This is a genomic window from Nonomuraea sp. NPDC050540, assembly GCF_044457485.1.
In the GTDB taxonomy this organism is placed as follows: Bacteria; Actinomycetota; Actinomycetes; order Streptosporangiales; family Streptosporangiaceae; genus Nonomuraea.
Genome location: NZ_JBITHA010000017.1, coordinates 142,806 through 165,053, shown reverse-complemented (window position 1 = coordinate 165,053; position 22,248 = coordinate 142,806). Strand labels below are relative to the sequence as shown.

The 22,248-nt window shown below is 72.0% G+C and carries 22 protein-coding genes; 12 read left to right on the top strand and 10 right to left on the bottom strand.

Going from position 1 to position 22,248, the window contains the following annotated elements:
- Positions 1–56: 56 nt before the first annotated feature.
- From ACIBI5_RS42165 to ACIBI5_RS42150, 4 genes are read left to right on the top strand one after another with little or no spacing between them, the layout of a single operon-like run.
- Complete coding sequence (locus ACIBI5_RS42165; RefSeq protein WP_397255555.1) at positions 57–860, top strand: hypothetical protein; 804 nt, start codon at positions 57–59, stop codon at positions 858–860.
- Positions 857–1,957 (top strand): hypothetical protein, encoded by a 1,101-nt coding sequence (locus tag ACIBI5_RS42160; RefSeq protein WP_397255553.1) that lies wholly within the window; start codon positions 857–859, stop codon positions 1,955–1,957. Before ACIBI5_RS42165 ends, ACIBI5_RS42160 begins: the two co-directional genes overlap by 4 nt.
- Entirely contained in the window at positions 1,954–3,381 is a 1,428-nt protein-coding gene (locus ACIBI5_RS42155; protein ID WP_397255551.1) for a hypothetical protein, read from the top strand. Before ACIBI5_RS42160 ends, ACIBI5_RS42155 begins: the two co-directional genes overlap by 4 nt.
- The gene (locus ACIBI5_RS42150) at positions 3,378–4,655 is read left to right on the top strand and encodes an AAA family ATPase (RefSeq protein WP_397255549.1); all 1,278 of its coding nucleotides are present in this window, start codon (positions 3,378–3,380) and stop codon (positions 4,653–4,655) included. Before ACIBI5_RS42155 ends, ACIBI5_RS42150 begins: the two co-directional genes overlap by 4 nt.
- Positions 4,656–4,663: 8 nt before the next feature.
- On the opposite strand, the gene ACIBI5_RS42145 is transcribed toward ACIBI5_RS42150, so the two are convergent.
- Positions 4,664–5,599: a GNAT family N-acetyltransferase gene (locus tag ACIBI5_RS42145; RefSeq protein WP_397255547.1), complete on the bottom strand. Its 936-nt coding sequence runs from the start codon at positions 5,597–5,599 to the stop codon at positions 4,664–4,666.
- 66 nt (positions 5,600–5,665) lie between these two features.
- On the opposite strand from ACIBI5_RS42145, the gene ACIBI5_RS42140 reads away from it, so the two are divergent.
- Positions 5,666–5,980 (top strand): STAS domain-containing protein, encoded by a 315-nt coding sequence (locus ACIBI5_RS42140; RefSeq protein ID WP_397255545.1) that lies wholly within the window; start codon positions 5,666–5,668, stop codon positions 5,978–5,980.
- Here the strand turns inward: ACIBI5_RS42140 and ACIBI5_RS42135 are convergent.
- Positions 5,967–7,523, bottom strand: a complete 1,557-nt coding sequence (locus tag ACIBI5_RS42135; protein ID WP_397255543.1) for an MDR family MFS transporter — start codon at positions 7,521–7,523, stop codon at positions 5,967–5,969. The genes ACIBI5_RS42140 and ACIBI5_RS42135 overlap by 14 nt on opposite strands.
- An 88-nt stretch (positions 7,524–7,611) precedes the next feature.
- Between ACIBI5_RS42135 and ACIBI5_RS42130 the strand changes: the two genes are divergently transcribed.
- Both ACIBI5_RS42130 and ACIBI5_RS42125 read left to right on the top strand, forming a co-directional pair.
- A complete protein-coding gene (locus ACIBI5_RS42130; protein WP_397255541.1) occupies positions 7,612–8,157 on the top strand; it encodes a TetR/AcrR family transcriptional regulator in 546 nt (181 codons plus the stop codon).
- A gap of 38 nt (positions 8,158–8,195) precedes the next feature.
- Complete coding sequence (locus ACIBI5_RS42125) at positions 8,196–8,618, top strand: ATP-binding protein (protein WP_397255538.1); 423 nt, start codon at positions 8,196–8,198, stop codon at positions 8,616–8,618.
- 4 nt (positions 8,619–8,622) lie between these two features.
- On the opposite strand, the gene ACIBI5_RS42120 is transcribed toward ACIBI5_RS42125, so the two are convergent.
- Both ACIBI5_RS42120 and ACIBI5_RS42115 read right to left on the bottom strand, forming a co-directional pair.
- Positions 8,623–8,745 carry a hypothetical protein gene (locus tag ACIBI5_RS42120; RefSeq protein WP_379623248.1) on the bottom strand — a complete coding sequence of 41 codons (123 nt, stop codon included), beginning with the start codon at positions 8,743–8,745 and terminating at the stop codon, positions 8,623–8,625.
- A gap of 38 nt (positions 8,746–8,783) precedes the next feature.
- Positions 8,784–9,731, bottom strand: coding sequence for a Ppx/GppA family phosphatase (locus ACIBI5_RS42115; protein WP_397255536.1), 948 nt, complete (start codon positions 9,729–9,731; stop codon positions 8,784–8,786).
- A 213-nt stretch (positions 9,732–9,944) separates the two neighbouring features.
- Between ACIBI5_RS42115 and ACIBI5_RS42110 the strand changes: the two genes are divergently transcribed.
- Positions 9,945–10,760 carry a formylglycine-generating enzyme family protein gene (locus ACIBI5_RS42110; RefSeq protein WP_397255744.1) on the top strand — a complete coding sequence of 272 codons (816 nt, stop codon included), beginning with the start codon at positions 9,945–9,947 and terminating at the stop codon, positions 10,758–10,760.
- Between the two features lie 4 nt (positions 10,761–10,764).
- Entirely contained in the window at positions 10,765–11,904 is a 1,140-nt protein-coding gene (locus tag ACIBI5_RS42105; protein WP_397255534.1) for a UDP-N-acetylglucosamine--N-acetylmuramyl-(pentapeptide) pyrophosphoryl-undecaprenol N-acetylglucosamine transferase, read from the top strand.
- Positions 11,905–11,908: 4 nt separating this feature from the next.
- On the opposite strand, the gene ACIBI5_RS42100 is transcribed toward ACIBI5_RS42105, so the two are convergent.
- The 4 genes from ACIBI5_RS42100 to ACIBI5_RS42085 form a co-directional block, all read right to left on the bottom strand.
- Entirely contained in the window at positions 11,909–12,961 is a 1,053-nt protein-coding gene (locus ACIBI5_RS42100; protein WP_397255532.1) for a hypothetical protein, read from the bottom strand.
- Between the two features lie 4 nt (positions 12,962–12,965).
- Positions 12,966–13,874, bottom strand: a complete 909-nt coding sequence (locus tag ACIBI5_RS42095) for a hypothetical protein (protein ID WP_397255530.1) — start codon at positions 13,872–13,874, stop codon at positions 12,966–12,968.
- Between the two features lie 33 nt (positions 13,875–13,907).
- Entirely contained in the window at positions 13,908–14,789 is an 882-nt protein-coding gene (locus ACIBI5_RS42090; RefSeq protein WP_397255528.1) for a hypothetical protein, read from the bottom strand.
- A 72-nt stretch (positions 14,790–14,861) separates the two neighbouring features.
- Complete coding sequence (locus tag ACIBI5_RS42085) at positions 14,862–16,259, bottom strand: hypothetical protein (RefSeq protein WP_397255526.1); 1,398 nt, start codon at positions 16,257–16,259, stop codon at positions 14,862–14,864.
- Between the two features lie 113 nt (positions 16,260–16,372).
- Here ACIBI5_RS42085 and ACIBI5_RS42080 point away from each other — a divergent pair, with 113 nt between their 5' ends.
- The 3 genes from ACIBI5_RS42080 to ACIBI5_RS42070 all read left to right on the top strand — a co-directional run bounded on the left by ACIBI5_RS42080 (position 16,373) and on the right by ACIBI5_RS42070 (position 19,039).
- Positions 16,373–17,029 (top strand): response regulator transcription factor, encoded by a 657-nt coding sequence (locus ACIBI5_RS42080; RefSeq protein WP_184963320.1) that lies wholly within the window; start codon positions 16,373–16,375, stop codon positions 17,027–17,029.
- On the top strand, positions 17,026–18,198 hold the full coding sequence (locus ACIBI5_RS42075) for a sensor histidine kinase (protein WP_397255523.1): 1,173 nt from the start codon (positions 17,026–17,028) through the stop codon (positions 18,196–18,198). Before ACIBI5_RS42080 ends, ACIBI5_RS42075 begins: the two co-directional genes overlap by 4 nt.
- 61 nt (positions 18,199–18,259) lie before the next feature.
- Positions 18,260–19,039, top strand: a complete 780-nt coding sequence (locus tag ACIBI5_RS42070) for an SDR family NAD(P)-dependent oxidoreductase (RefSeq protein WP_397255522.1) — start codon at positions 18,260–18,262, stop codon at positions 19,037–19,039.
- A gap of 13 nt (positions 19,040–19,052) precedes the next feature.
- On the opposite strand, the gene ACIBI5_RS42065 is transcribed toward ACIBI5_RS42070, so the two are convergent.
- Both ACIBI5_RS42065 and ACIBI5_RS42060 read right to left on the bottom strand, forming a co-directional pair.
- A complete protein-coding gene (locus ACIBI5_RS42065) occupies positions 19,053–19,940 on the bottom strand; it encodes a DMT family transporter (protein WP_397255520.1) in 888 nt (295 codons plus the stop codon).
- A 161-nt stretch (positions 19,941–20,101) separates the two neighbouring features.
- Positions 20,102–21,955 (bottom strand): propionyl-CoA synthetase, encoded by a 1,854-nt coding sequence (locus tag ACIBI5_RS42060; RefSeq protein ID WP_397255518.1) that lies wholly within the window; start codon positions 21,953–21,955, stop codon positions 20,102–20,104.
- Positions 21,956–22,248 lie beyond the last annotated feature (293 nt).

The window sequence follows — 22,248 nt, the reverse complement described above, 5'->3', positions numbered from 1 at the left end:
CGCCGCCGCGTGCCGAAATTACTGGGAAATACTGGAACTCCTGCTACCCTCGCGCCATGAGTGACCGGCTGGACCAGCTGGAGAGGCGCATCGACGAACTCCGCGCCGGGGTGCGCCGCGCCATGCGCGCCCGTGACGCGGTCACCGCCCGGGGCCTGCGCGCCGACCTGCGCGCCGCGGAACGCACCTGGGACTCCCTGGTCAGCTCCCCCGTCCAGACCCCGGGCGGCAAGCGGGCCGGCGCCACGACCGTGCGCGAACGGGTGCACCAGGCGCTCGACGCGCTCGGCGCCCCCGCCCAGCCCCGGCTGATCGTGGCGGTCAGCGAGGCGTTCTTCTCCGGCGGGCTGCGTTCCGCGCAGCTCACCAGCATCCGCCGCGACGAGGAACGTTCCTTCCGCTCCAGCCCGTACGGCCGGCCGTACTACCTGTGCGCCGCCCTGACCGACCGCCTCTCCCCCGCCCGGGGCCTGCTCACACTGAGCACCTGGCCGCTGGAGCGGCGGGTGGTGGGGCCGCTGAGCCCGAGGGTCGACTTCCTGACCTGCGCGGCGGCGGTGGCCCGGCACATCCAGCGCAGCGCGGGCCCGTCGCCGGAGTCACTGCGGCTGGTGGCCAGGATGGGGCGCAACATCCCCGGCGGTGAGCTGGTCGAGCTGGGCAAGGACGTCGATCCCGGCCGCGTGGCCGAGATGGCGCTGGCGGAGCTGGCCGTACACCTTGATCGGGACACGCGCGACCGGGCCGGGCTGGCGGCCCGCGCGCGCGAGCAACTGGACGACCCCGCGCGGCTGTTCGGCGCCGCGCTCCTGAGCGCCGCCAACGTCGGCGCCCTCGGCAAGGAAGGGATCACGGCGTGAGACGGATCGACGCGCTGCGGGGGACGACACCGCCGAAGCCGCACGACGCGCGGGCCATCGCGGCACTGGCCGCGAATCCGGGTTGCGCGCGCCGGGCGCTCATGGACGGCGCGGGGGTGGACAAGGACGCGGCCGCGCGGCATCTGGGCTTTCCCGCGCCGTTCGGGCAGTCGCCGTTCGCGATCACCCGCGGCAACCAGTTCGAGGCGCTGGTCAAGTCCGACGGCTGCGCCGAGCTGCTGCGCATGCTGCGCGAGCTGCTGGAGCTGCCGATCGCCGAGGTCGCCTACCACGACGTGGAGAACGTGGGCGCGCACCTGCGCCACGCCCACACCCGCGCGTTGTTCGACCGGGCGGCCAGGGGCGAGCACGACGCGGGCACGCTCTACGACCACCCGCTGCTGAGCCTGGACATCGCCGGCCACACCGCCTACCTGGAGCCGGACGTGGTCGCCTTCCAGCTGGAGGGCCGCTTCCACATCGTGGAGATCAAGTCGTTCGCGATCGTGGACGGCCAGGCCGACCCGGCCGCGGTCGCGGCGGCCGCGCGGCAGGCGGCCGTGTACGTGCTGGCGCTGCGCACCATGCTGGAGGAGCTCGGCCACGACCCGCTGGCCGTCTCCCACGACGTGGTCCTGGTCTGCCCCGAGAACTTCGCCAACCGCCCGGTCGCGAAACTGGTGGACGTGCGCAGGCAGCTCGCGGTGCTGCGCAGGCAGCTGACCAGGATGACCACGCTCGACCGGCTGCTGGAGGAACTGCCGGAGGAGCTCACCTTCGACCTGGAGCCGGGCGAGGACGGCCTGCCGCTGCGCCGCGCCGCGGACCTCGCCGACGCGCTGCGCGCGGTCGCCGCCCGTTACGCGCCCGACTGCCTGTCCACCTGCGACCTGTGCTTCTTCTGCCGGGACGAGGCCCGCGAGGAGGGCGCCTCCGACCTGCTGGGCCGCAACGTCCGCGACGAGCTGGGCGGGGTGGCCGGCGTCGAGGAGGCGCTCGGCCTGGCCGACGGCACCCGGGCCCCGCGCGAGGGGCAGGAGGAGATCGCCCGCCTGCTGCGCGGCGCCGAGCGGCTGCGCCAGGACTGCCTCGCATGAGTCTCCTGACGTCGCTGGCCAAGCTGCGCGCCCTGCAGGAGGGGCGGGCGCAGCCGATCGCGACCGTGCGGCACTGCCACCTGTCCGAGCGGCCGATGGTGTTCATCCCGCTGAAGCTGTCCGGCGAGGCCGCCGCGCCGCTGGCCGCCATGTTCGGCACCGACCGGCAGGCGCCCCAGCTGCTGGTGGTGGCCCAGCCGCGCAACCGCGACCTGCGCTTCGCCTTCACCGCGGAGCTGGCCGGGCTGCTGCTGCCGTATCTGGAGAGCTTCCTGGCCGACACCGAGACGGTCGAGCGCAAGAACGCCGACCCCTACGAGCGCGCGCTCGACGCGCCGCAGGTGCTGCTGCCCAACCGCGTGGGCGTGGCGTTCACCGCGCTGCTGGGCCGTTCGACCCGCTTTCGCCGCGTCGACGGCCCGTACCCGGTGCCGGAGGGCGTGCCGCTGCTGGGCCGCTGGCTGACGTATCTGGCCGAGCGCGCCGCCTACCCGGGTTCGTCGCTGACGCTGGCCGTGACCGAGGAGCTGGGCCGCCACTGGGCCAGCGGGCAGAGCGCGCTGGAGGACGCCAACCTGGCCGCCCTGATGGCGTGGGTCGAGGGACGCCCCTCCGACGAGGCCGAGGACCCGCTGGTCTGGCCGCCCGCCGGGCCCGCCACCGACCCCGGCTTCGACTCCGAGGTGCTGGCGCCCGCGATCGAGAACGGCTCGGCCGAGCGCATCACCGAGGCGCTGCGCACCCAGCTGGAGCCCACGTGGCGGCTGATGTGGCAGGCGGCCGACCTGCTGCGGGCACTGCCCGAAGGCGCCAGCGTGGCGCAGCGGTGGGAGCTGGACCGCGGCTCCTACAGCGGTTTCGCCACGCAGCTCGCCGAGGGCGGCCCACCGCAGGCCCGCCGCGACGGCGCGGTCGCCGCCGCCTCCCGCCTGTCGCGCATGGAGCGCGCCCAGGCCTCCTACGACGTGCAGCGCGCCTACGACGACCCGCTGATCATGGCCGACCACCGGCTGTCGGGCGAGGCGTTCGCCGGCGAGGTGGTGCAGACCGAGCCGGACAACTTCGAGGGCGAGGGCCGTTCGCGCAAGCTGCGCCCGCTCGTGGTGGTCAAGACCGACGATCCGGTACGGCTGCCGCCCGGCAGCGCCCTCGGCACCCCGCAGCGCAGGGGCCAGGGCGCCGAGCTGGTCGAGGCGGGCGGCGGCCTGGTCACCTTGAAGATCACCAAGGGGATGGGCAGGGGCAAGACGCCCGCCCCCGGCTCGGTCCCCGAGGTCGGCGAGCGGGTCTGCTACACCACGCTGACCGACGACTTCCAGGGCGCCGCGACGCTGCCCGAGCCCGAGGCGACCCCGTGGACGCACGGCGGCCCGCCGCTGGAGTACGTGCCGAACGACGACGACGCCAGGGAGGCGTGGGAGTGAGCCCCGAGGAGGTCATCCAGAACGTCCTGGCCGACCTGCCCAGACACCGCGGCGTGGTGGTCGACTCCCCGCCCGGCGCGGGCAAGTCGACGCTCGTGGTGCGGGCCGCGGCGCACATCGCGGCGACGGGCGAGCCGCTGATGATCGTGGCGCAGACCAACGAGCAGGTCGACGACCTTGTCACCCGCATCAGCGACAAGCACCCGGACCTGACCGTCGGGCGGCTGTCGGCCGGCGGGTACGTGCCGCCGCGCCGGCTGCTGGAGCTTCCCGGCGTCACCGTCGGCACCCGCATCCAGGACCTGGGCGACCCGGACATCGTCCTGGCCACCTCCGACAAGTGGGCGTGGATCTCCGGACGCACCTGGCCGTGGGCGATCGTGGACGAGGCGTACCAGATGCGCTCGGACAAGCTGCTGCGCATCGCCGCGCTGTTCGAGCGGGCGTTGTTCGTGGGCGATCCCGGCCAGCTCGACCCGTTCTCGATCGTGGAGGCGGACCGCTGGTCGGGGCTGTCGTGGGATCCGCTGCAGAGCGCGGTGTCGGTCCTGCTGCGCCACAACGGCGACCTGCCGGTGCACCGGCTGCCGGTCTCCTGGCGGCTGCCGGCCTCGGCGGCGCCGGTGGTCTCGCGGGCCTTCTATCCGTTCACCGGCTTCACCTCGGGCACCGGGCCCGGTGAGCGGCGGCTGGAGCTGAGCACGGGCGGGCTCGGGACCGTGCACGACCGGGCGCTGGAGGAGGCGGCGCGCTCGGGGTGGTCGCTGCTGGAGCTGCCGAACCGGCACACGGTCCGCACCGACGGCGAGGCCGTGCAGGCGGTGGCGCTGCTGGCGGCGCGGCTGCTGCAGCGGGGCGCGGTGGCGAGCTCTGAGCAGGGCGAGCGGCCGGTGACGGCCGAGCGCATCGCGGTCGGCGCGGCCCACCGCGACCAGGTGGCGGCGATCAGGAACGCGGGGCTGCCGCCGGAGATCACCGTGGACACCGCCAACCGGCTGCAGGGCCGCGAGTACGACGTGACGATCGTGCTGCACCCGCTGTCGGGGCGGCGTGACGCGACCGCCTTCCATCTGGAGTCGGGACGGCTGTGCGTGCTGGCCTCGCGGCATCGGCACGCGTGCGTGGTGGTGGCGCGGGCGGGCATCGCCGAACTCCTGGACGCCCACCCGTCGGCCGAGCCGGTGCAGCTGGGCGTGCCGGTGAAGTTCCCCGACGGGTGGGAGGCCAACCAGTCGGTGCTGGAGCATCTGGCCGCGCACCGGGTCAGGGCCTGACGACGTCCTCAGACCCGGCGGCGCCACACGTCGATGACCATGACCGGGCTCATGCCGGCCGAGGTGTAGAGGCCGAGCGCCGGGGTGGTGTTGTTGGAGTCGACGTGCAGGATCGTGCCCTTCCTGCCGCGGGCGTGGTCGGCGGCGAACGCCTGGAGCAGCAGGTGGCGGCCCAGGCCGCGGCCCCGGTAGGCGGGCAGGGTGGCCAGCGTGCCGACGTAGCCGCAGTCCTCGTCGGGGACGAAGGCGTTGTTGGCGTGGAGCATGGCGGCGGGCTCGCCGTCCACCCTGGCCACGATGAGCTGTGACCAGTCGTTGACGCTCTGGGCCGCGCGCCGCTGGTACCAGGCGTCGTAGCCGACCTTGGTGAAGCCGAAGTGGTCGGCGAAGCCCTCCTGGTGGACGAGGTGGGCCTGGCGGCGTACCTCGTCGTCCTCGCCGGTGTGCAGGGTGAGGCCGGGCAGCGGTTCCGGGGCCGCGGGCGGGGCGGTGAAGTCGACGCGCATGCGGTGGAAGCTGGTGGCGGGCTGGAAGCCCTTCGCGCCGGCCTCGGCCCGCTTGGCCTCGTCGTCCCGGTAGACGCCGATGTCGACGGTGGCGCCGCCGTGGCCGAGCTCGGCGGCGATCTCCTTGGCCCTGCCGAGCACCAGCGCCCACAGGCCCGCGGACAGGCCTTCGGTGCCGGGCCGTACCAGGACCTCCACGTCGACGTTGTCGCTGTCGCCCTTACGGCAGGCCCACGCCCAGCCGACCGGGCGCCCATCGGAGTCCTCGGCCAGCCAGCCGTCGGTGTCGCGGTCGAACTCGGGCTCGACCAGCTCGTCGGCGATGTCCTCGAGCGTGGTGTCGACGCGGCCGAGCACCGCCAGGTCGCAGGCGGAGACGAGGTCGTGGATGGCGGCGGCGTCCTCGATCTGCGGGCGCCGGATCCGATGGGTGTTCATGCAGGATATTGTCCCGATCTATCGGGTTTTCCGCCTCCGATTTTTCCCTCGTCGTAGGCTGGTGGCGTGCTCGACAAGACCCCGCTGCGCGTCGAGGTCGCCACTCCCGTCCCGGGCACCGTCAGGCTCTCGCTGACCGGCGACCTCGCCTTCGACACTGCCGCGAAACTCTCCGGGCTGGTGTTCGAGTCCGGCTACCACCGTCTCGACCTGGACCTGGCCGGGGTCTCCTTCATCGACTCCTCCGGCCTGGCCGCGCTCGTCCGCCTCCACCAGCAGGCCGAGTCGGAGGGCGCGGCCCTGCGGCTGGTCGCGGTCAGCCCGCACCTGCGCCGGCTGCTCAAGGTGACCGCGCTCGACCAGTTGTTCAGGCTCCCTTGAGCGACTCCTCTGGCTCCTGCGCGGGCTCGGGCGCGCCGCCCCGCAGCGGGATCTCCTTGATGAACAGCGCCAGCAGCGGTACGACGACCGCGAACGGGATGGCCCACCAGAAGATGTTGGAGGTGGCCCCGGCCAGCGACTCCAGCACTCCGGCGCGCTCACTCGGCACCATGGCGGCCAGGGTCGCCGGGTCCAGGCGGCCCCCGCCGCCCGCCAGGCGCGCGGCCTCCTCCGCCCCGAGGCGCTCGGTCATCCCGGACAACAGGTGGTTGTTGAAGATCGCGCCGAACACCGAGACGCCGAACGAGCCGCCGATCGAGCGGAAGAACGTCGAGGTGCTGGAGGCGACGCCGAGGTCGCGCTGCTCGACGCTGTTCTGGGCGATGAGCATCGTGGTCTGCATGAGGAAGCCCATGCCGACACCGAGCACGCCGATGAACAGGCCGGTCTGCCACTCCGGGGTGCCCACGCCCATGAGCGAGAGCAGCCACATGCCGAGCGCCATGCCGACGCCGCCGAGGATCGGGTAGAGCTTGTACTTGCCGGTGGCGGTGATGGCCTTGCCCACGAAGATCGAGACGACCATCGCGGCGCCCATCATCGGCAGCAGGAGCAGGCCGGAGTTGGTGGCCGAGGCGCCCTGGACGGTCTGCTGGTAGAGCGGCAGGAAGTTGATCGCGCCGAACATCGCGAAGCCCAGCAGGAAGCCGATGGCCGAGATCAGCGTGAAGTTGCGGTTGCGGAAGAGCTGCAGCGGCATGATCGGCTCGGCGGCGCGGCGCTCGATCGGGATGAACGCGGCCAGCGTCACGATGGCCAGCGCGCCCAGGCCGAGGATCTGCGGGGAGCTCCAGGCGTACTGGCTGCCGCCCCAGGCCGTGACGAGCACCATCGCGGTGATGCTGATCGACAGCAGGATCGCGCCCAGCCAGTCGATGCGCACCTGGTTGACGTGCTTGGGGAGCTTGAGCTTGACCGCGAGCCAGGCGAGGGCGAGGCCGCCGACGGGCAGGTTCACGTAGAAGGCCCAGCGCCAGTCGAGGTGGTCGGTGATGAAGCCGCCGACCAGCGGGCCGGCGATCATCGCCAGCGACATGACGCCGGCGGTGATGCCCTGGTACTGGCCGCGCTCGCGCGGCGGGACGAGGTCGCCGATGATGGCCATGACGTTGACCATGAGGCCGCCGGCGCCCAGGCCCTGGATGGCACGGAAGGCGATGAGCTCCATCATGCCGCCCTCGGGGCCGCCGAGCAGCTCGGATCCGGCCATGCCGCACAGCACCGAACCGATCATGAAGATGACGATGGAGACCATGAAGATGGTCTTGCGCCCGTACAGGTCGCCGATCTTCCCCCAGATCGGGGTGGAGACGGTGGTGCCCAGCACGTATGCGGTGACGACCCAGGACAGATGGGTGACGCCGCCCAGCTCGCCGACGATGCGCGGCATCGCCGTACCCACGATCATGTTGTCGAGCATCGCCAGGACCATCGCGAGCATCAGGCCAGGGAGGACGACCATGACTTCGCGCCGTCTTTCCACGATTACACCCCCAGTTTTGGATCTTACTTACTTGCCGACCGGCAAGCTTAGACTAGACTACGTACTAATCCCTCGAAATAGGTGCACATTGCGGGAAGACACCCGATCGCGGATCCAGCAGATCGCCCTCAGGCTCTTCACCGAGCAGGGCTACGAGGCGACCTCCCTGCGGGAGATCGCCGAGGAGCTCGGCGTCACCAAGGCCGCGCTCTACTACCACTTCAAGACGAAGGACGACATCGTCGCGAGCCTCGCCGACGACCGTGTCGCCGAGATCGAGGAACTGCTGGAGTGGCTGCGGGAGCAGCCCCGCACGCCCGAGACCCGCCGCGAGCTCATCGTGCGCTACGCCGAGAGCCTCGACCGGCCGCGCCAGGCCGGGCTGGCCCGCTTCCTCGAACGCAACCAGACGGCCCTGCGCGACCACCCGAAGATCCTGCGGATGCGGGAGAAGATGCTGGAGGTGATCGCCGAGCTCGTCGAGCCCGGCGACCCGCTGACCACCAGAATCAGGCGCACGCTGGCGATCTTCAGCCTGCACGCCGGCATGTGGCTGACCCAGGACGTGGACGCCGGCCCGGAGGAGCGCAGGAAGGCGACCCTGGAGGTCGCGATCAGCCTGCTGGAGTCTTAGGGACGCATAACCGGCGAGGTTCCGGGCATGGTGCGCCCATGGAGGCGACCATCGCGCTGAGACTGCCCAGAGACGCCGCGAGCGTGCCGCTCATCCGTCAGATGTTCGACGGCACGCTCCGATCGCTCGGCGTCGTTCCCCAGATCAGGGACGACATCGAGCTCATGCTGAGCGAGGCCTGCACCAATGTCGTACGGCACGCCGCGCCGAGCGACGAGTACATGGTGACCGCCGGCGTCCACGACGACCTGTGTGTGATCAGGGTCGTGGACACCGGCGGCGGCTTCGACCCCCACCAGGTCCGTGAGCCCAAGGAGAGCGCGGAGAGCGGGCGGGGGCTGCTCATCATGCGTGCGCTGGCCGACGACGTGCGTTTCACCAACCGGCGCGAGAACGGCGCGGTCGTGTCGCTGGAGAAGCGGCTGCGTTTCGAGGCCGGCGCCGCGGGCCTGTCCCTCTGACCGTTCAGCGGGGTCTGGCCAGTACGCCGAGCACGACGAGGGTGAGCGCCGAGATGAGCAGAACGGCCAGGAAGCACAGCAGGAGGGTGATCGTCAGGGAGGCGGCCATGCCGAGCATCGTCAACATGGCACCATGCCCTGCCCGATATAGCGGGCTTTATGCGTCTATGTGGTGCGCACCACACGGCTGGGGAGAAGGTCGAGGCGGCGCAGGATGACGCCCTCGCGCAGCGCCCACGGGCAGACCTCCAGACGCTCCACCTCGAACAGGTCCATCGTGGCGTCGGCCACGATCGCGCCCGCGGCCAGCTGCATCGCCCGGCCCTCCGAGACGCCCGGCAGCTGACGGCGGGTGGCGGCGTCCATCGTGGTGAGCTTGACCGTCCAGTCGGCCAGCGCCTCCCTGGTCAGCGAGCGCGAGACGTACGGGCCGTCGCTGGAGGGGGCGCCGCCGGCCAGCCTGGCCAGCTGCTTGAACGTCTTGGAGGTGGCCACGGCGCGGTCGGGCTGGCCATAGCGGACGATGTCGCCGACCGTGCGGGCTATCTCGGCGCGCACGTGCCTGCGGAGCTTGCGCACCTCGGCGACCGGCGGCGGGTCGGCGGTGAACCAGTCGCGGGTCAGCCGCCCGGCGCCCAGCGGGAGCGAGACGGCCACGTCCGGCTCCTCGTCCACGCCCGCGGCCAGCTCCAGGGAGCCGCCGCCGATGTCGAAGGCGAGCAGCCGGCCCGACGACCAGCCGAACCAGCGGCGCACCGCCAGGAACGTCAGCCTCGCCTCGTCCTGGCCGGTGAGCGTCTGGATGTCGACACCGCAGCGGGCGTCGATCTCGGAGAGCACCTGCTCGCCGTTGGCGGCGTCGCGGACGGCGGAGGTGGCGAAGGCCAGGAAGTCCTCCACGCCCTTGTCCTCGGCGATCTGGAGCGCTTCCTCGACGAAGGCGCCGAGCCGTTCGACGCCCTTGGAGGAGAGCGTGTCGCCCTTCTCCAGGTGCTCCGACAGGCGCAGCTCCTCCTTGTGGGAGTAGGCGGGGATGGGACGCGCGCCGCGGTGGGCGTCCACGACGAGGAGATGGACGGTATTGGAGCCGATGTCCAGAACGCCGAGTCGCATGGCAGGAACGCTACCGGTCCACGGGCCTTGCGGCGAAGTGGAGGGCCGCCTGCGGGGATCGGATCATATGCGGGCATACGCGGGGGCTACTCTGCCTAGGAAACCGGGACGGGTGAAGGGGTGCAGGTGGAGTCGTGCTGCGGGCCCGGCAGGGATGCCGGGGCGGTGCCGTACCAGGTGGAGGTGACGCCCAGGCGGCAGGCGCCGCGCGGGATGGCGCGGGTGCCCGGCGGGCCGTTCCTGATGGGCGGCGACGACGCCGACGGGCGGCCGGGCGACGGCGAGGGGCCCGTGCGGGAGGTGCGGGTGGACGCGTTCCTCATCGATCCGGCGTGTGTGACCAACGCGCAGTTCGCGACGTTCGCGAAGGAGACCGGGTACGTCACCGAGGCGGAGGCCATCGGGTGGTCGTTCGTGTTCCGTCCCTTCGCCACCGGCGGGATCATGGACGCCTCGGTGCCGCAGGCGCCCTGGTGGGCCGGGGTCGAGGGGGCCGCCTGGCGGACGCCGGAGGGCCCCGGGTCGACGGTGGGCGACCGGCAGAACCATCCGGTCGTGCACGTGTCGTGGAACGACGCCCACGCCTACGCCACCTGGGCCGGCAAGCGGCTGCCGACCGAGGCCGAATGGGAGAAGGCCGCACGCGGCGGGCTGGAACGGGCGAAGTACCCGTGGGGGGACGAGCTCGCCCCCAAGGGACGCCGCCGGTGCAACATCTGGGAAGGTCCCTTCCCCAGCGCGCCCAGCAAAGGCACCGTGCCGGTGAAGTCCTTCCAGCCGAACGGTTACGGGCTCTACAACGTCTCGGGCAACGTCTGGGAGTGGACGGCCGACTGGTGGGGCACCTCATGGCGGGATTTCGCGGAAAATCCCACAGGTCCGGAGGCCGGCGACGCTAAGGTCATTCGCGGGGGTTCGTACATGTGCCACGACTCCTACTGCAACCGCTACCGGGTCGCCGCGCGCACCATGAACACGCCGGACTCCTCGACTGGGCACACCGGTTTCCGCTGTGCGGCAATACTCTGATCGCATGGCACGAACCCTGCGACTCCTGATCACCGGCGGCGGCACCGGCGGTCACACGTACCCGGCCCTCACCACCCTGGCCGCGGTGCAACGGCGGCAGTTGCCGCACGACGTGCTCTGGGTGGGCACCGCGAACGGCCTGGAGGCCAGGATCACCGCCGAGCACGGCATCCCCTTCAAGGCGATCACGACGGGCAAGCTGCGCCGCCGTCCCAACCTGCGCGAGCTGGGCACCAACGTCGCCGACGTCTTCCGCATCCCCGTGGGCGTCGCGCAGGCGGTCGGGCACGCCGCCAAGTACCTGCCCGACGTGGTGCTGTCGACGGGCGGTTACGTCGCGGTGCCGATCGGGGTGGCGGCCAAGCTGATCCGCCGCCCGCTGGTCATGCACGAGCAGACGACCGTGGTGGGCCTGGCCAACCGCATCCTGTCCCGGCTCGCCACCCGCATCGCGCTGTCGCACGAGTCGTCGCTGGAGTACCTGCCCGAGTCGGCCCGCGCCAAGGCGGTCGTGACCGGCAACCCGATCCGCCCCGAGCTGCTGCGCGGTGACCGCGCCGCCGCCTACGACCACTTCGGGCTCACCTTCGAGGTGCCGCTCATCTACGTGACCGGCGGCGCCCAGGGCAGCAAGCAGATCAACACGCTGATCTCCGAGAGCCTGCCGGTGCTGCTGCGGCACGCGCAGATCGTGCATCAGTGCGGCCCGGCGTGGATCGAGCACATGCGGTCCGTGCCGCTGCCTCCCGGACTGGCCGACCGCTACCATCCCGTGCCCTACGTGGGCGCGGAGCTGCCCGACCTGTTCGCCGCCGCCGACGTGGTGGTGGCGCGCAGCGGCGCGGGGACGGTCTCGGAGCTGACCGCCGTGGGCAAGCCGTCGGTGCTGGTCCCGCTCATTCCGACCGGCGGCGACGAGCAGCGCAAGAACGCCTCCTACCTGGCCTCGTCCGGGGCGGCGCGGGCGCTGCTGGAGCCGCGGCCGACGGCCGAGATGCTGCTGGCGGAGCTGATGCCGATGCTGGCCGACCCGGCGCTGCGGGCGGCGATGGCGGAGGCGGCGCGCAAGCTCGGCCGCGTGGACGCCGCCGACGCGCTGGCCGACGTGCTGCTGCAGGCGGCCGCGAGCTCCGGCAGAGGCTGAGCCCTCAGGCGCCGGGCCAGGTGTCGCCCGGCCTGGTGTCACCCGGCCTGGTGTCACCCGGGCTCGTGTCACCCGGGCTCGTGTCCCTCTCGCGAGGATCGCCCGGCCTGATGCCCAGGTGCGGGGTGTCGCCGGAGCCGAGGCCGTTGGAGTCCTGCCGGTCGTGCGGGTCGAGGTGGCGGAAGGCCTCGTGGGCGGAGCGGACGCTCCGCCTCAGCGCCTGCTCCAGCAGGTCCGCGTCGTCCGCCAGCCGATCGAGCTCCGGTACGGCGAAGCCGTCCGCCCCCGACTCGGCCACCAGTTCCTCGTACTGGGGCAGCCGCCCCCGCAGTTCCTCGATCTGGTGGTGGGCGTGGAAGGCCCGCTCGGCCTCGGCCACGTGGGTGGCGTAGCGTTCCAGCGCCTCCACCCGGGCCACGACGGCCGCCTCGCTGCTGTCGAGCGCCCTGGCCAGCGGCGCGGCGACCGCCTCCACCTCGGGCGCGAGACCGGTGGAGACCGTCCTGTGATGCTGGGCGCGTAAGCCGGAGAGCTTGGCCAGCAGCCGGGCGATCTCCCATTCCTCGGCCGGCAGCATGACCCCGTTGCGCACGTCGTCGAGCAGGCCCTCGGCGTTGACGCGGGAGCAGAGCACGGCCTGGATCGCCCGGCCGGCCCTGCCCAGCAGCCGCTGGGAGGACTCGTCGAGGTCGCCGAGAAGGATGAAGCGGCCCTCGTACCAGCGGGCCTGCTCGTAGACCTCCCGCAGGGTGGTCTCGCGCTCGTCTTCCGCGGGGTCGATGTCGCGCCGGAGGATCCCGGTCATGAAGATGATCACGGTGACGACGCCGAGCAGGAACCCGAAGCCGTCGAAGCCGGAGTTGATGACGGTGATGACCAGCACGATGGCGAGCGCCGCCGCCAGGCCGAGCTGCATCTTCTGCTTGTGGGCCGGGCTCGCGTCGGTCCGTCGCGGTGGCGCCCATCCGCGGCGGATCCTGGCCAGCAGCGGCCCGTGGCGCCGTAACAGATGAGCGTCATGGTCCGGCACGTCGGGATCTACGATGACATCGGCCATCGGCCTATCTTTCCAGATGACGGAACGCCTCGTGCGCCGAGCTGACACTGTCGCGCAGGGCCTGCTCCAGCCGGCCGGCGTCGTCGGCGAGCTCGGTCAGCTCGGGCACCGCCTGCCCGTCGGCGCCCGACTCGGCCAGCAGTTCCTCGTAGCGGGGCAGCTTGGCGGTCAGGCGTTCGATCTGGCTGCGGGCGCGGTAGGCGCGCTCGGCGTCGCGCACGTGCCCGGCGTAGCGTTCCAGCGCCTCGACGCGCTCGGTCACCGCCCGCTCGCTGCTCACCAGCACCTTGGCCAGCGGCTCGGAGACCGCGAGCACCTCTGGGGTGACGCCCTCGGACATGACCTCACGGTGCTCGGAACGCAGCCCCGACAGCTTGGCCAGCAACCGGGCGATCTCCCACTCCTGCGCGGGCAGCATGATCGCGTTACGCGCGCCGTCCAGCAGTCCCTCGGCGTTGACCCGTGACTCGGTGACGGCGTCGATCGCGCAGTGCGCGCGCAGCATGAGCGCCCTGGCGGCCTCGTCGAGGTCCTCGCGCAGCACGAACCTGCCCTGGTACTGCCGGGCGCACTCGTAGACGTCGAGCTCGGAGTCGAGCTGTTTCTCCACCTCGGCGTCCGGGTTGGGCTTGAGCAGGGAGGCCAGGATGAGGAAGGAGACGCCGGTCATGATGAACGCGAACGTGGTGTAGTGGGCGGCGCGGAAGAAGGCCAGCGCGGCCACGGTCGCCGAGGACGCCATCGCGATCAGAATGATCTTGTAGGTGATGCGCGCCGCCACGCTGCGCCGTTTGTGCGGCGGCGCCCAGCCGCCGCGCATGCGGACGAGAAGCTTGCGGTGCTGCCGTAACAGCTCCGCCGCCTGGTCGGGAACGGTTGGATCGACAACCACTTTCGCCTGACGCCCGGACACGCAAATGATCCTATGTAACGTTCTGTCCTAATGTCAGCCTTCGAGGTGGCGAAACGCCTCGTGTGCGGACGTCACGCTCCGCCGTAAGGCCTGTTCGAGGTGGCCGGCGTCCTCGGCGAGCCGTTCTATCTCGGGTACGGCCAGCGCGTCGGCCCCCGACTCGGCCAGCAGTTCCTCGTAGCGGGGCAGCCTGGCCCTGAGTTCCTCGATCTGGCCGCGGGCATGGTAGGCGGCCTCGGCCTCGGCCACGTGGCCGGCGTACCCCTCCAGGGCCTCGACGCGCGCCAGGACGGCGGCCTCGCTGGAGTCGAGGGCACGTTCCAGCGGCGCGACCACCTCGGCCACCTCCGGCGCGACCCCCCGGCCGAGCAGCGCCCGGTGCTCGGTGCGCAGCGACGAGAGCTTGGCCAGCAGGCGGGCGATCTCCCATTCCTGGGCGGGCAGCATGACGGCGTTGCGGATGTCGTCGAGCAGGCCCTCGGCGTTGACGTGGGAGCGCAGGACGGTGCCGATGGCCTCCTGCGCGCGGGCCAGGATCGGCAGCGCCTCGGCGTCGAAGTCCTCGGGCAGCAGGTAGCGGCCCTCGTTCCAGCGGGCCTGCTCGAAGACGATCCGCTCGTGGACCCTGCCGTCCGGCGGGGTCTCGTTGATGGCGGCCATCCTGACCAGGACCAGCACCACGAACGCGCCCAGCACCACGAACCCCGCCGGGGCCACGCGCGACTCCAGCAGCACCGCCACCAGCGCGATCATGGGCGGCGTGGCCAGCAGCAGGAGCAGGCTCGACGGGTTTCTGCGGGGGCGCTCCGTCGCCACGGGCTCGGGCCGCCAGCCTAAGCGGATCCTGGCCAGCAGGTGAGCGTTCGCACGGAGGAGTCCGGCCGTCTCGGCGGAGACCGCTGGGTCGATGACCACACTCACAGGCTGTACCGGCAACTGGCGCCCCCAAATGCTGGTTTTGCCCGGATACTACGGCGATTTCCCGCCCTATGGCAGAGATCGACGGAGGCCGTTCAGCGCCAGCGCCGCCGCGACGCAGGCCAGCGGGATGGCGGGCAGCACGTAGCGGTGGTCGAAGTCGAGCGCGGCGACCGGTGCCACCAGCAGGAAGACGGCCGCCGCCCACGGCAGCAGCGCGTCACCCGCGGAGCGGGCCGCGGCCTCGGCCCGCGCGCCGTCCACGACCGCGTGGCGGACCGGGCGGCGCGGGCGGGCCAGGCCGGACAGGCCCGCCAGCAGGAGCACGGCGAAGAAGGGGCCGCCGTGCAGGAGCCAGGGCCAGCGGTAGCGGGCCAGGAGGCCGGCGAAGGGCTCGACGGAGCGCTGGGCGCGGATCGCGGGGTCGTAGGCGGCGCGGGCCTGGGCGACAAGGGGGTGGCCGGGCAGGCTCCAGACGCCGGTGGGGAAGGCGCCGTCGGGCACCGAGACGCGTTTCGGGTGCGCGGTGGGCGTCCAGGCGAAGGCCAGTGAGGTGTCCTCGGCGACCTCGCGGAGGTAGTCGAGGGGCTGGGCGGTGATCGCGGCCAGGGCGAAGCGGCGGGCGCGGTCGTTGTGGGCGAAGCGGTCGCCGAGGAGGTTCAGGGAGGCGCCGGGGTCCCAGACGTACTCGGAGGCGGCGTCCAGGCGGACGCTGTTCGGGCAGAGCGGGGCCAGGTCCTGCGGCGGGCGGATCCTGGCGCAGTCGGCGAAGGTCATCGTCCTGGCCCACAGGGCCACGCCGTCGGAGCCGCTGAGGGCGAAGCGGCCGTGGTGCTGGGCGTACCAGCCGGCGTACAGCACCAGGGGCACCAGGGCGGTCGCGGCCATGGCGGCGGTGGTGCGCCATGGCGTCCGCCGTACCAGGAGGAAGAGCAGCGCCAGCCCGATGAGGGGGACGGCGGCCGTGCGGGTCAGCCCGGCCAGGGCGAGCATGAGGCCGGCCGCGGCGGCCGCGCCGGGCGCCACGCGCTCGCGCCACAGCAGGACGGTGATCGCGCCGACGGTCAGGAAGATCACCTGGAGGTCGGAGAGCACGGCGTGCTCCAGGCGCAGGAACCCGGTGTCGAACAGGACGGGCACGGCGGCCGTCGTCGCGGCCCAGCCGGGCAGGCCGCGGCGGCGCAGGAGCAGGTAGATCATCGTGGCGATGCCGAGGCCCATGGTGTGCTGGACGGCGGCGACCAGTTCGACGCTGTGGAAGGGGCGCAGCAGCCACAGGAACCACGAGTATCCGGCCGGGTGGAAGGCGCCCTGCGGGCGCATGCGCAGGGCGGTGTCGAGGTAGGTGAAGGAGTCGTACCAGTACAGCTGGGCGGTGTCGTAGGCCAGCATGACGAGCACGCGCAGCGCAGCGGCCAGAGCGAGGACGGCCGGGAACAGCCGGTGTGTCGAGGTCGGGGTGGTCACGGGCGGGTAGCCCACCGCCCCGGAGGTAGCCTCGGCGTCACGTGATCTGGTTACGCGGAGGTTATGTGACAATCACCAGACTTACGGGAGTTTAAGATCGTTTGGGGGGAAGAGTGCGAGTGCTGATCGCCGAGGACGAGCGCATGCTCGCCGACTCGATCGCGGAGGGGCTGCGCGCCGAGGCGCTGGCCGTGGACGTCGCCTACGACGGGGAGTCGGCGCTGGAGCGGCTGTCGGTGAACGCCTACGACGTGCTCGTCCTCGACCGCGACCTGCCGCTCGTGCACGGGGACGAGGTGTGCAAGCGGGTCGTCGCCGACGGGGCGCTGGTGCGCGTCCTCATGCTGACGGCCGCGAGCGACATCCGGGCGCGGGTGGCGGGGTTGTCGTTGGGGGCCGACGACTACCTGCCGAAGCCGTTCGCGTTCGAGGAACTGGTGGCGAGGGTGCACGCCCTGGGCCGCCGGGCCCGTCCCGCCGACCCGCCCATGCTGGATCGCGCGGGCGTGCGGCTCGACTGGGCGCACCGCCAGGTCTTCCGCGACGGACGGTACGTGCCGCTGGCGCGCAAGGAGTTCGGCGTGCTCGCGGAGCTGCTCCGGGCCAAGGGCGCCGTCGTGTCGGCCGAGGACCTGCTGGAGAAGGTGTGGGACGAGCACATCGACCCGTTCACCAACACCGTGCGGACCACGATGATGAAGCTGCGCAAGAAGCTCGGCGAGCCGCAGGTCATCGAGACCGTGCCGGGAGCGGGGTACCGCATCCCATGAGCGTGCGCCTGCGCTTCTCCCTCGCCTGCGCGGCGGTGTTCCTCGTGCTGGGCGCCGTCGTGCTGGCCGCCGTCTACTTCGTCGTGCAACACAGCCTCTCCTACCGCACCGGCCTCATGACGCCGACCGGCATCGACGTCAACGTGCCGGCGGAGTACGGCCCTGGCTACTACGAGCGCTTTTCCGCCCATTACGAGATCGCCCGCGCGCGGGCCATGCAGGTCCAGGCCGTCTACCGGCGCGACACGCTCGCCAACGTCCGCCTGATCGGCCTGGCCGCCGTGGCGGCGGGGACCGGCCTGGCGTTCCTGGTCGGCTGGCGCGCCGCCTCCTGGGCGATGCGCCCGGTGAAGACGATGACCGAGAACGCCCGCCGCGTCGCCCAGAGCCACGACTTCACCGAGCGCATCGGCTACGAGGGCCCGCGCGACGAGGTCGCCGAACTGGCCGGGACCTTCGACACCATGCTCGTCCGCCTGGCCCGCTCCTTCGACGGCCAGCGCCGCTTCGTCGCCAACGCCTCCCACGAGCTGCGCACCCCGCTGACCATCAACAGGACCCTCGTCGACGTGGCCGTGCGCCGTCCCGACGCCACCGAGGACGTCAAGCGGCTGGGCGAGTCGCTGCTGCTGGTCAACACCCGGCACGAGCGGCTCATCGACGGACTGCTCGCCCTGGCCGAGGGCGAGCGGGCGCTGCTGGACCGGCGGCCGTTCGACCTGATGGACGTGGCCGAGCACGTGCTCGACCAGGTGGCCGTCGAGGCCGGCAAGGCCGAGGTGAGCATCCACCGGCTGCTGGACACGGCGCCGACCAGCGGCGAGGCGGTGCTGGTCGAGCGGCTCGTGCAGAACCTCGTCGAGAACGCGGTGCGCCACAACCACCCGCAGGGCGAGGTGTGGGTGACGACGCGGGGCCGGGCCGAGCAGGTGGAGCTGGTGGTGGCCAACACCGGGCTGCCGGTGCCGCCGTACGAGCTGGAGGCCATCTTCGAGCCGTTCCGGCGGCTGCACGGGGACCGGCTGCGTTCCGATCGGGGCAGCGGGCTGGGGTTGTCGATCGTGCGCGTGATCGCGGAGGCCCACGGGGGGACCGTCATCGCGCGGCCCCGGGAAGAGGGCGGGCTGACGATCACCGTCGAGCTGCCGCTGGACAACGCCTCCGGGTGACACCCGCTTTTCGGATGGCCGATACCCTGACTGGATATCGGGCGATCTTTCGGGAGGTGCGGTGGAACTGCGGGGCAAGGTCGTCCTGGTGACGGGCGCGTCGTCGGGCATCGGGGCGGAAACGGCCAGGGAGTTCGCCCGCGCCGGGGCCACGCTGGTCCTGACCTCCAGGAACGAGGTCAAGCTCCACGCGCTGGCCACGGAGCTGGGCAAGTCACACGTCTTCCCCGCGGACCTGGGCGATCCGGCGGCCGTCACCGCCATGGCCGAGCACGTGAAGGCCACGGCCGGCGTGCCCGACGTCATCGTGAACAACGCGGGCGCCGGGCTGTGGCTGTTCGCCGACGAGACCTCTCCCGAGCAGTTCAGGGAGCTGGCCGCGGTGCCGTTCCTCGCCGCCGGCTACGTGAGCGCCGCCTTCGCCCGTGACATGGTACGGCGGGGCAGCGGCCGCATCGTCGTCGTCAACTCCCCCGCCTCCCGCATCGCCTGGCCCGGCGCGTTCGGCTACACCGCGGCCCGGTGGGGACTGCGCGGCCTGGTCGCCGCCCTCCGCGCCGACCTGCACGGCACCGGGGTGGGGGTGACCGAAATCATCCCTGGCAAGGTCTCCAGCGACTACTTCGCCAACAACCCCGGCTCGGAGGAGCGCATCCCGCGCATCGCCGGCATCATCCCGACCGTCACCCCCGAGCAGGTGGCGCGCGCTCTGGTCAACGCGGTGCGACGGGGGCGGGGACGTACGTCGCTGCCGGTGATGATGCGCCTCATGCTGGGGGCCGCCTGGGCCTCGCCCAGCCTGACCCGCCTGCTGGCGACCAGGACCGGGGCACGCCGTTAGCTCCCGGGGTGGGTCAGCGGCCGGCTCTGGAGCGGGTGACGGCGACGCCGGCCAGGCACAGGAGGCCGCCGGCGAACGTCAGCCAGCCCGGCACCTCACCCAGCACCACCCACGCCATGGCCACGACCAGCGCAGGGACCGCGTACGTGGTGGCGCCCATCTTGCCCGCCGTCGTCCTGGCGAGGGCGTAGGCCCAGGTCGTGAAGGCGACGGCGGTCGGGAAGACGCCCAGGTAGACCAGGTTGAGCGTGGCCGACAGCGGGGCCCGCGCCGCCTCGGTGACCAGTTGCCCGGCGAAGGGCAGGCAGGCGATCGTGCCCACGACGCACCCGTAGGTCGTCACCTGGAGCGCCGAGGCGTACTTCAGGGCCGGTTTCTGCGCCATGATCGCCACCGCCCACGACACCGCGGCCAGCACACACAGCCCGACCCCCAGCACCGACGACGCCCCGCCCTCCGACATCGACACCCCGACCACGACCGCGCCGGCGAACGACACCGCCAGTCCCGCCAGCAGCCGCCCGGGGAAGCCCTCCTTGAGCACCCACCCGCCGAGCAGCGCCATCAGCACCGGCCCGATCCCCAGCACCATGGAAGCGGTGCCGGCGTCGACCTGCTGCTCACCCCAGTTCAGGGCCACCATGTACACCCCGAACCACAACACCCCCGACACCACGATCCCGGGCCAGGCCTGACGCGAGGGCAGCCCTTCGCGGCGAACGAGCAGGATCACGCCGAGCGCGATCGATCCGGCCAGCAGCCGCCCGAGGGCGAGCGCGCCGGGCGAATAATCCTGTACGGCGGCGCGAATCGCCACGAACGCCGACGCCCACAACACCACGGTCACCCCGACCGCCACCAGCGCCCGCCGGTCGGTCCTCACCTCAACGCTGTGCTCCATACCCCTGACCCTAGGGCCACGACATTTAACCCTTCATCAAACCATCCCCACCCACCCCGGCTACCCCGGCACCTCGGCAACCCCACGTCCCCACGCCTGACGCCCGGGACATGCGGGTCCAGGGACGCCGAAGGCAGCGAGCCCCCACGCGCCCGCATGGGTTACAGGGCGTCGGTGATCTCCTGGAGGGCGGCGGGGTCCTCGATGGTGGAGGGGGTGCGGTAGGGGCGGCCGGCGGCGATGTCGCGCATGGTCGCCCGGAGGATCTTGCCCGACCGGGTCTTCGGGAGGCGGGTGACCACCAGGGCGCGGCGGAAGGCGGCGACGGGGCCGATGCGGTCGCGGATCATGGTGACGAGTTCGCGTTCGAGATCGGCGGGGTCACGGTCGGCGCCGGCCTTCAGGACGACGAACCCCATGGGCAACTGGCCCTTCAACGGGTCGTCCACGCCGATCACGGCGCATTCGGCCACGTCGGGGTGGGCCGCGATGACCTCCTCCATGGCGCCGGTGGACAGGCGGTGCCCGGCCACGTTGATGACGTCGTCGATGCGGCCCATGACGTAGAGGTAGCCGTCGGCGTCGATGTAGCCGCCGTCGCCGGTCAGGTAGTGGCCGGGGTAGCGGGTCAGGTACGACTCGGTGAAGCGCCGGTCGTCCTTGTACAGGGTCGGCAGGCAGCCGGGCGGCAACGGCAGGCGGATCGCGACGGCGCCTTCGATGCCGGGCGGGCAGTCGGCGCCCGCGGAGTCCAGGATGCGCACGTCGTATCCGGGGACCGGCTTGGTGGGTGAGCCGGGCTTGAGGGGGAGCTGTTCGATGCCGACGCAGTTGGCGGCGATGGGCCAGCCCGTCTCGGTCTGCCACCAGTGGTCGATGACGGGGATGCCGAGCAGGCCGGTGGCCCAGTGGTAGGTGTCGGGGTCGAGGCGTTCCCCGGCCAGGAAGAGATGCCGCAGGCCGGACAGATCGGTTGTAGCGGCCCGCTCCCCCGCCGGGTCCTCCTTCTTGATGGCCCGGATCGCCGTCGGCGCCGTGAACAGCACGCGCACCCCATGTTCGGCCACCACCCGCCAGAACGCCCCGGGGTCCGGGGTTCCGACCGGTTTGCCCTCGTAGAGGATGGTCGTGCAGCCGGCCAGCAGCGGCGCGTACACGATGTAGGAGTGCCCGACCACCCACCCCACGTCGGAGGCCGCCCAGAAGACCTCGCCCGGCGCGACGCCGTAGACGGCGCTCATGCTCCAGTGCAGCGCGACCGCGTGCCCGCCGTTGTCGCGCACGACGCCCTTGGGGACGCCGGTGGTGCCCGAGGTGTAGAGAACGTAGAGCGGATCGGTGGCCCGCACGCTGACACAACCGGTGGGCTCGGCCGTGCTGAGCGCCTCGGCCCAGTCGAGGTCGCGCCCCGCTTCCAGCTCCGCGCGGCACTGCGGCCGCTGCAGGATCACGCAGTGATCGGGCCGGTACTCGGCCTGCCGGAGTGCGGCGTCGAGCAGCGGCTTGTACTCCACCAGGCGGGACGGCTCGATCCCGCACGAGGCCGACATCACCACCTTGGGCCGCGCATGGTCGATCCGCACCGCCAGCTCAGGCGCCGCGAACCCGCCGAACACCACCGAATGCACCGCCCCTAGCCGGGCGCAGGCCAGCATGGCGACGACGGCCTCGGGCACCATGGGCATGTAGATCACCACGGTGTCCCCGCGCCCGACACCGAGCCCGGCCAGCATCCCCGCCGTCCGAGCCACCTCATCCAGCAGCTCACGATAGGTGTAGGTCCGTTTGAGCCCGGTGACCGGGCTGTCATGGATGAGCGCCGCCTGCTCTCCGCGTCCGGCGGCGACGTGCCGGTCGAGCGCGTTGTGGCAGGTGTTCAGCCACCCATCGCCAAACCACCGCCCATCACCCCAGACCCGCGCAGGCTCCACATCCCACTCAATCCCCCGCGCCGCCTCGGCCCAGAACCGCTCGGGCCGCTCAATGCTCCGCCGATACACCTCATCAAAACCCACCCCCCGATCCCACCAGCCCCGCCACCACCCGATCAACCCTCCCAGCCGCCGTTTTACCGCTCACTCCCCACAAGCCCTCGATCTTTTACGGCTCCGCCACCCCACCCACCCCCCGCCCTCCACGGCTTCCACGCCCCTCGGGCGCGAAGTCCCGCGAATATGGGGAGGACATGGCCGTGTTCATCCAGGTAGCGTGTGGCGCCTGGGCGGCTCAGGGTGTGCTTCCTTCTCTTCACTTCACATGAACAGCGTGCCCGCTCTCCGCCCCGGGAGGCCGTGCTCGGCACGGCCTC

Excerpts from the sequence above, each read along its gene's own strand:
- ACIBI5_RS42105 (WP_397255534.1), top strand. The coding sequence starts at position 10,765 with ATGGCACGAACCCTGCGACTCCTGATCACCGGCGGCGGCACCGGCGGT.
- ACIBI5_RS42100 (WP_397255532.1), bottom strand. The coding sequence starts at position 12,961 with ATGGCCGATGTCATCGTAGATCCCGACGTGCCGGACCATGACGCTCAT.
- ACIBI5_RS42125 (WP_397255538.1), top strand. The coding sequence starts at position 8,196 with ATGGAGGCGACCATCGCGCTGAGACTGCCCAGAGACGCCGCGAGCGTG.
- ACIBI5_RS42165 (WP_397255555.1), top strand. The coding sequence starts at position 57 with ATGAGTGACCGGCTGGACCAGCTGGAGAGGCGCATCGACGAACTCCGC.
- ACIBI5_RS42110 (WP_397255744.1), top strand. The coding sequence starts at position 9,945 with ATGGCGCGGGTGCCCGGCGGGCCGTTCCTGATGGGCGGCGACGACGCC.
- ACIBI5_RS42155 (WP_397255551.1), top strand. The coding sequence starts at position 1,954 with ATGAGTCTCCTGACGTCGCTGGCCAAGCTGCGCGCCCTGCAGGAGGGG.
- ACIBI5_RS42075 (WP_397255523.1), top strand. The coding sequence starts at position 17,026 with ATGAGCGTGCGCCTGCGCTTCTCCCTCGCCTGCGCGGCGGTGTTCCTC.
- ACIBI5_RS42115 (WP_397255536.1), bottom strand. The coding sequence starts at position 9,731 with ATGCGACTCGGCGTTCTGGACATCGGCTCCAATACCGTCCATCTCCTC.
- ACIBI5_RS42065 (WP_397255520.1), bottom strand. The coding sequence starts at position 19,940 with ATGGAGCACAGCGTTGAGGTGAGGACCGACCGGCGGGCGCTGGTGGCG.
- ACIBI5_RS42120 (WP_379623248.1), bottom strand. The coding sequence starts at position 8,745 with ATGTTGACGATGCTCGGCATGGCCGCCTCCCTGACGATCACCCTCCTG.
- ACIBI5_RS42145 (WP_397255547.1), bottom strand. The coding sequence starts at position 5,599 with ATGAACACCCATCGGATCCGGCGCCCGCAGATCGAGGACGCCGCCGCC.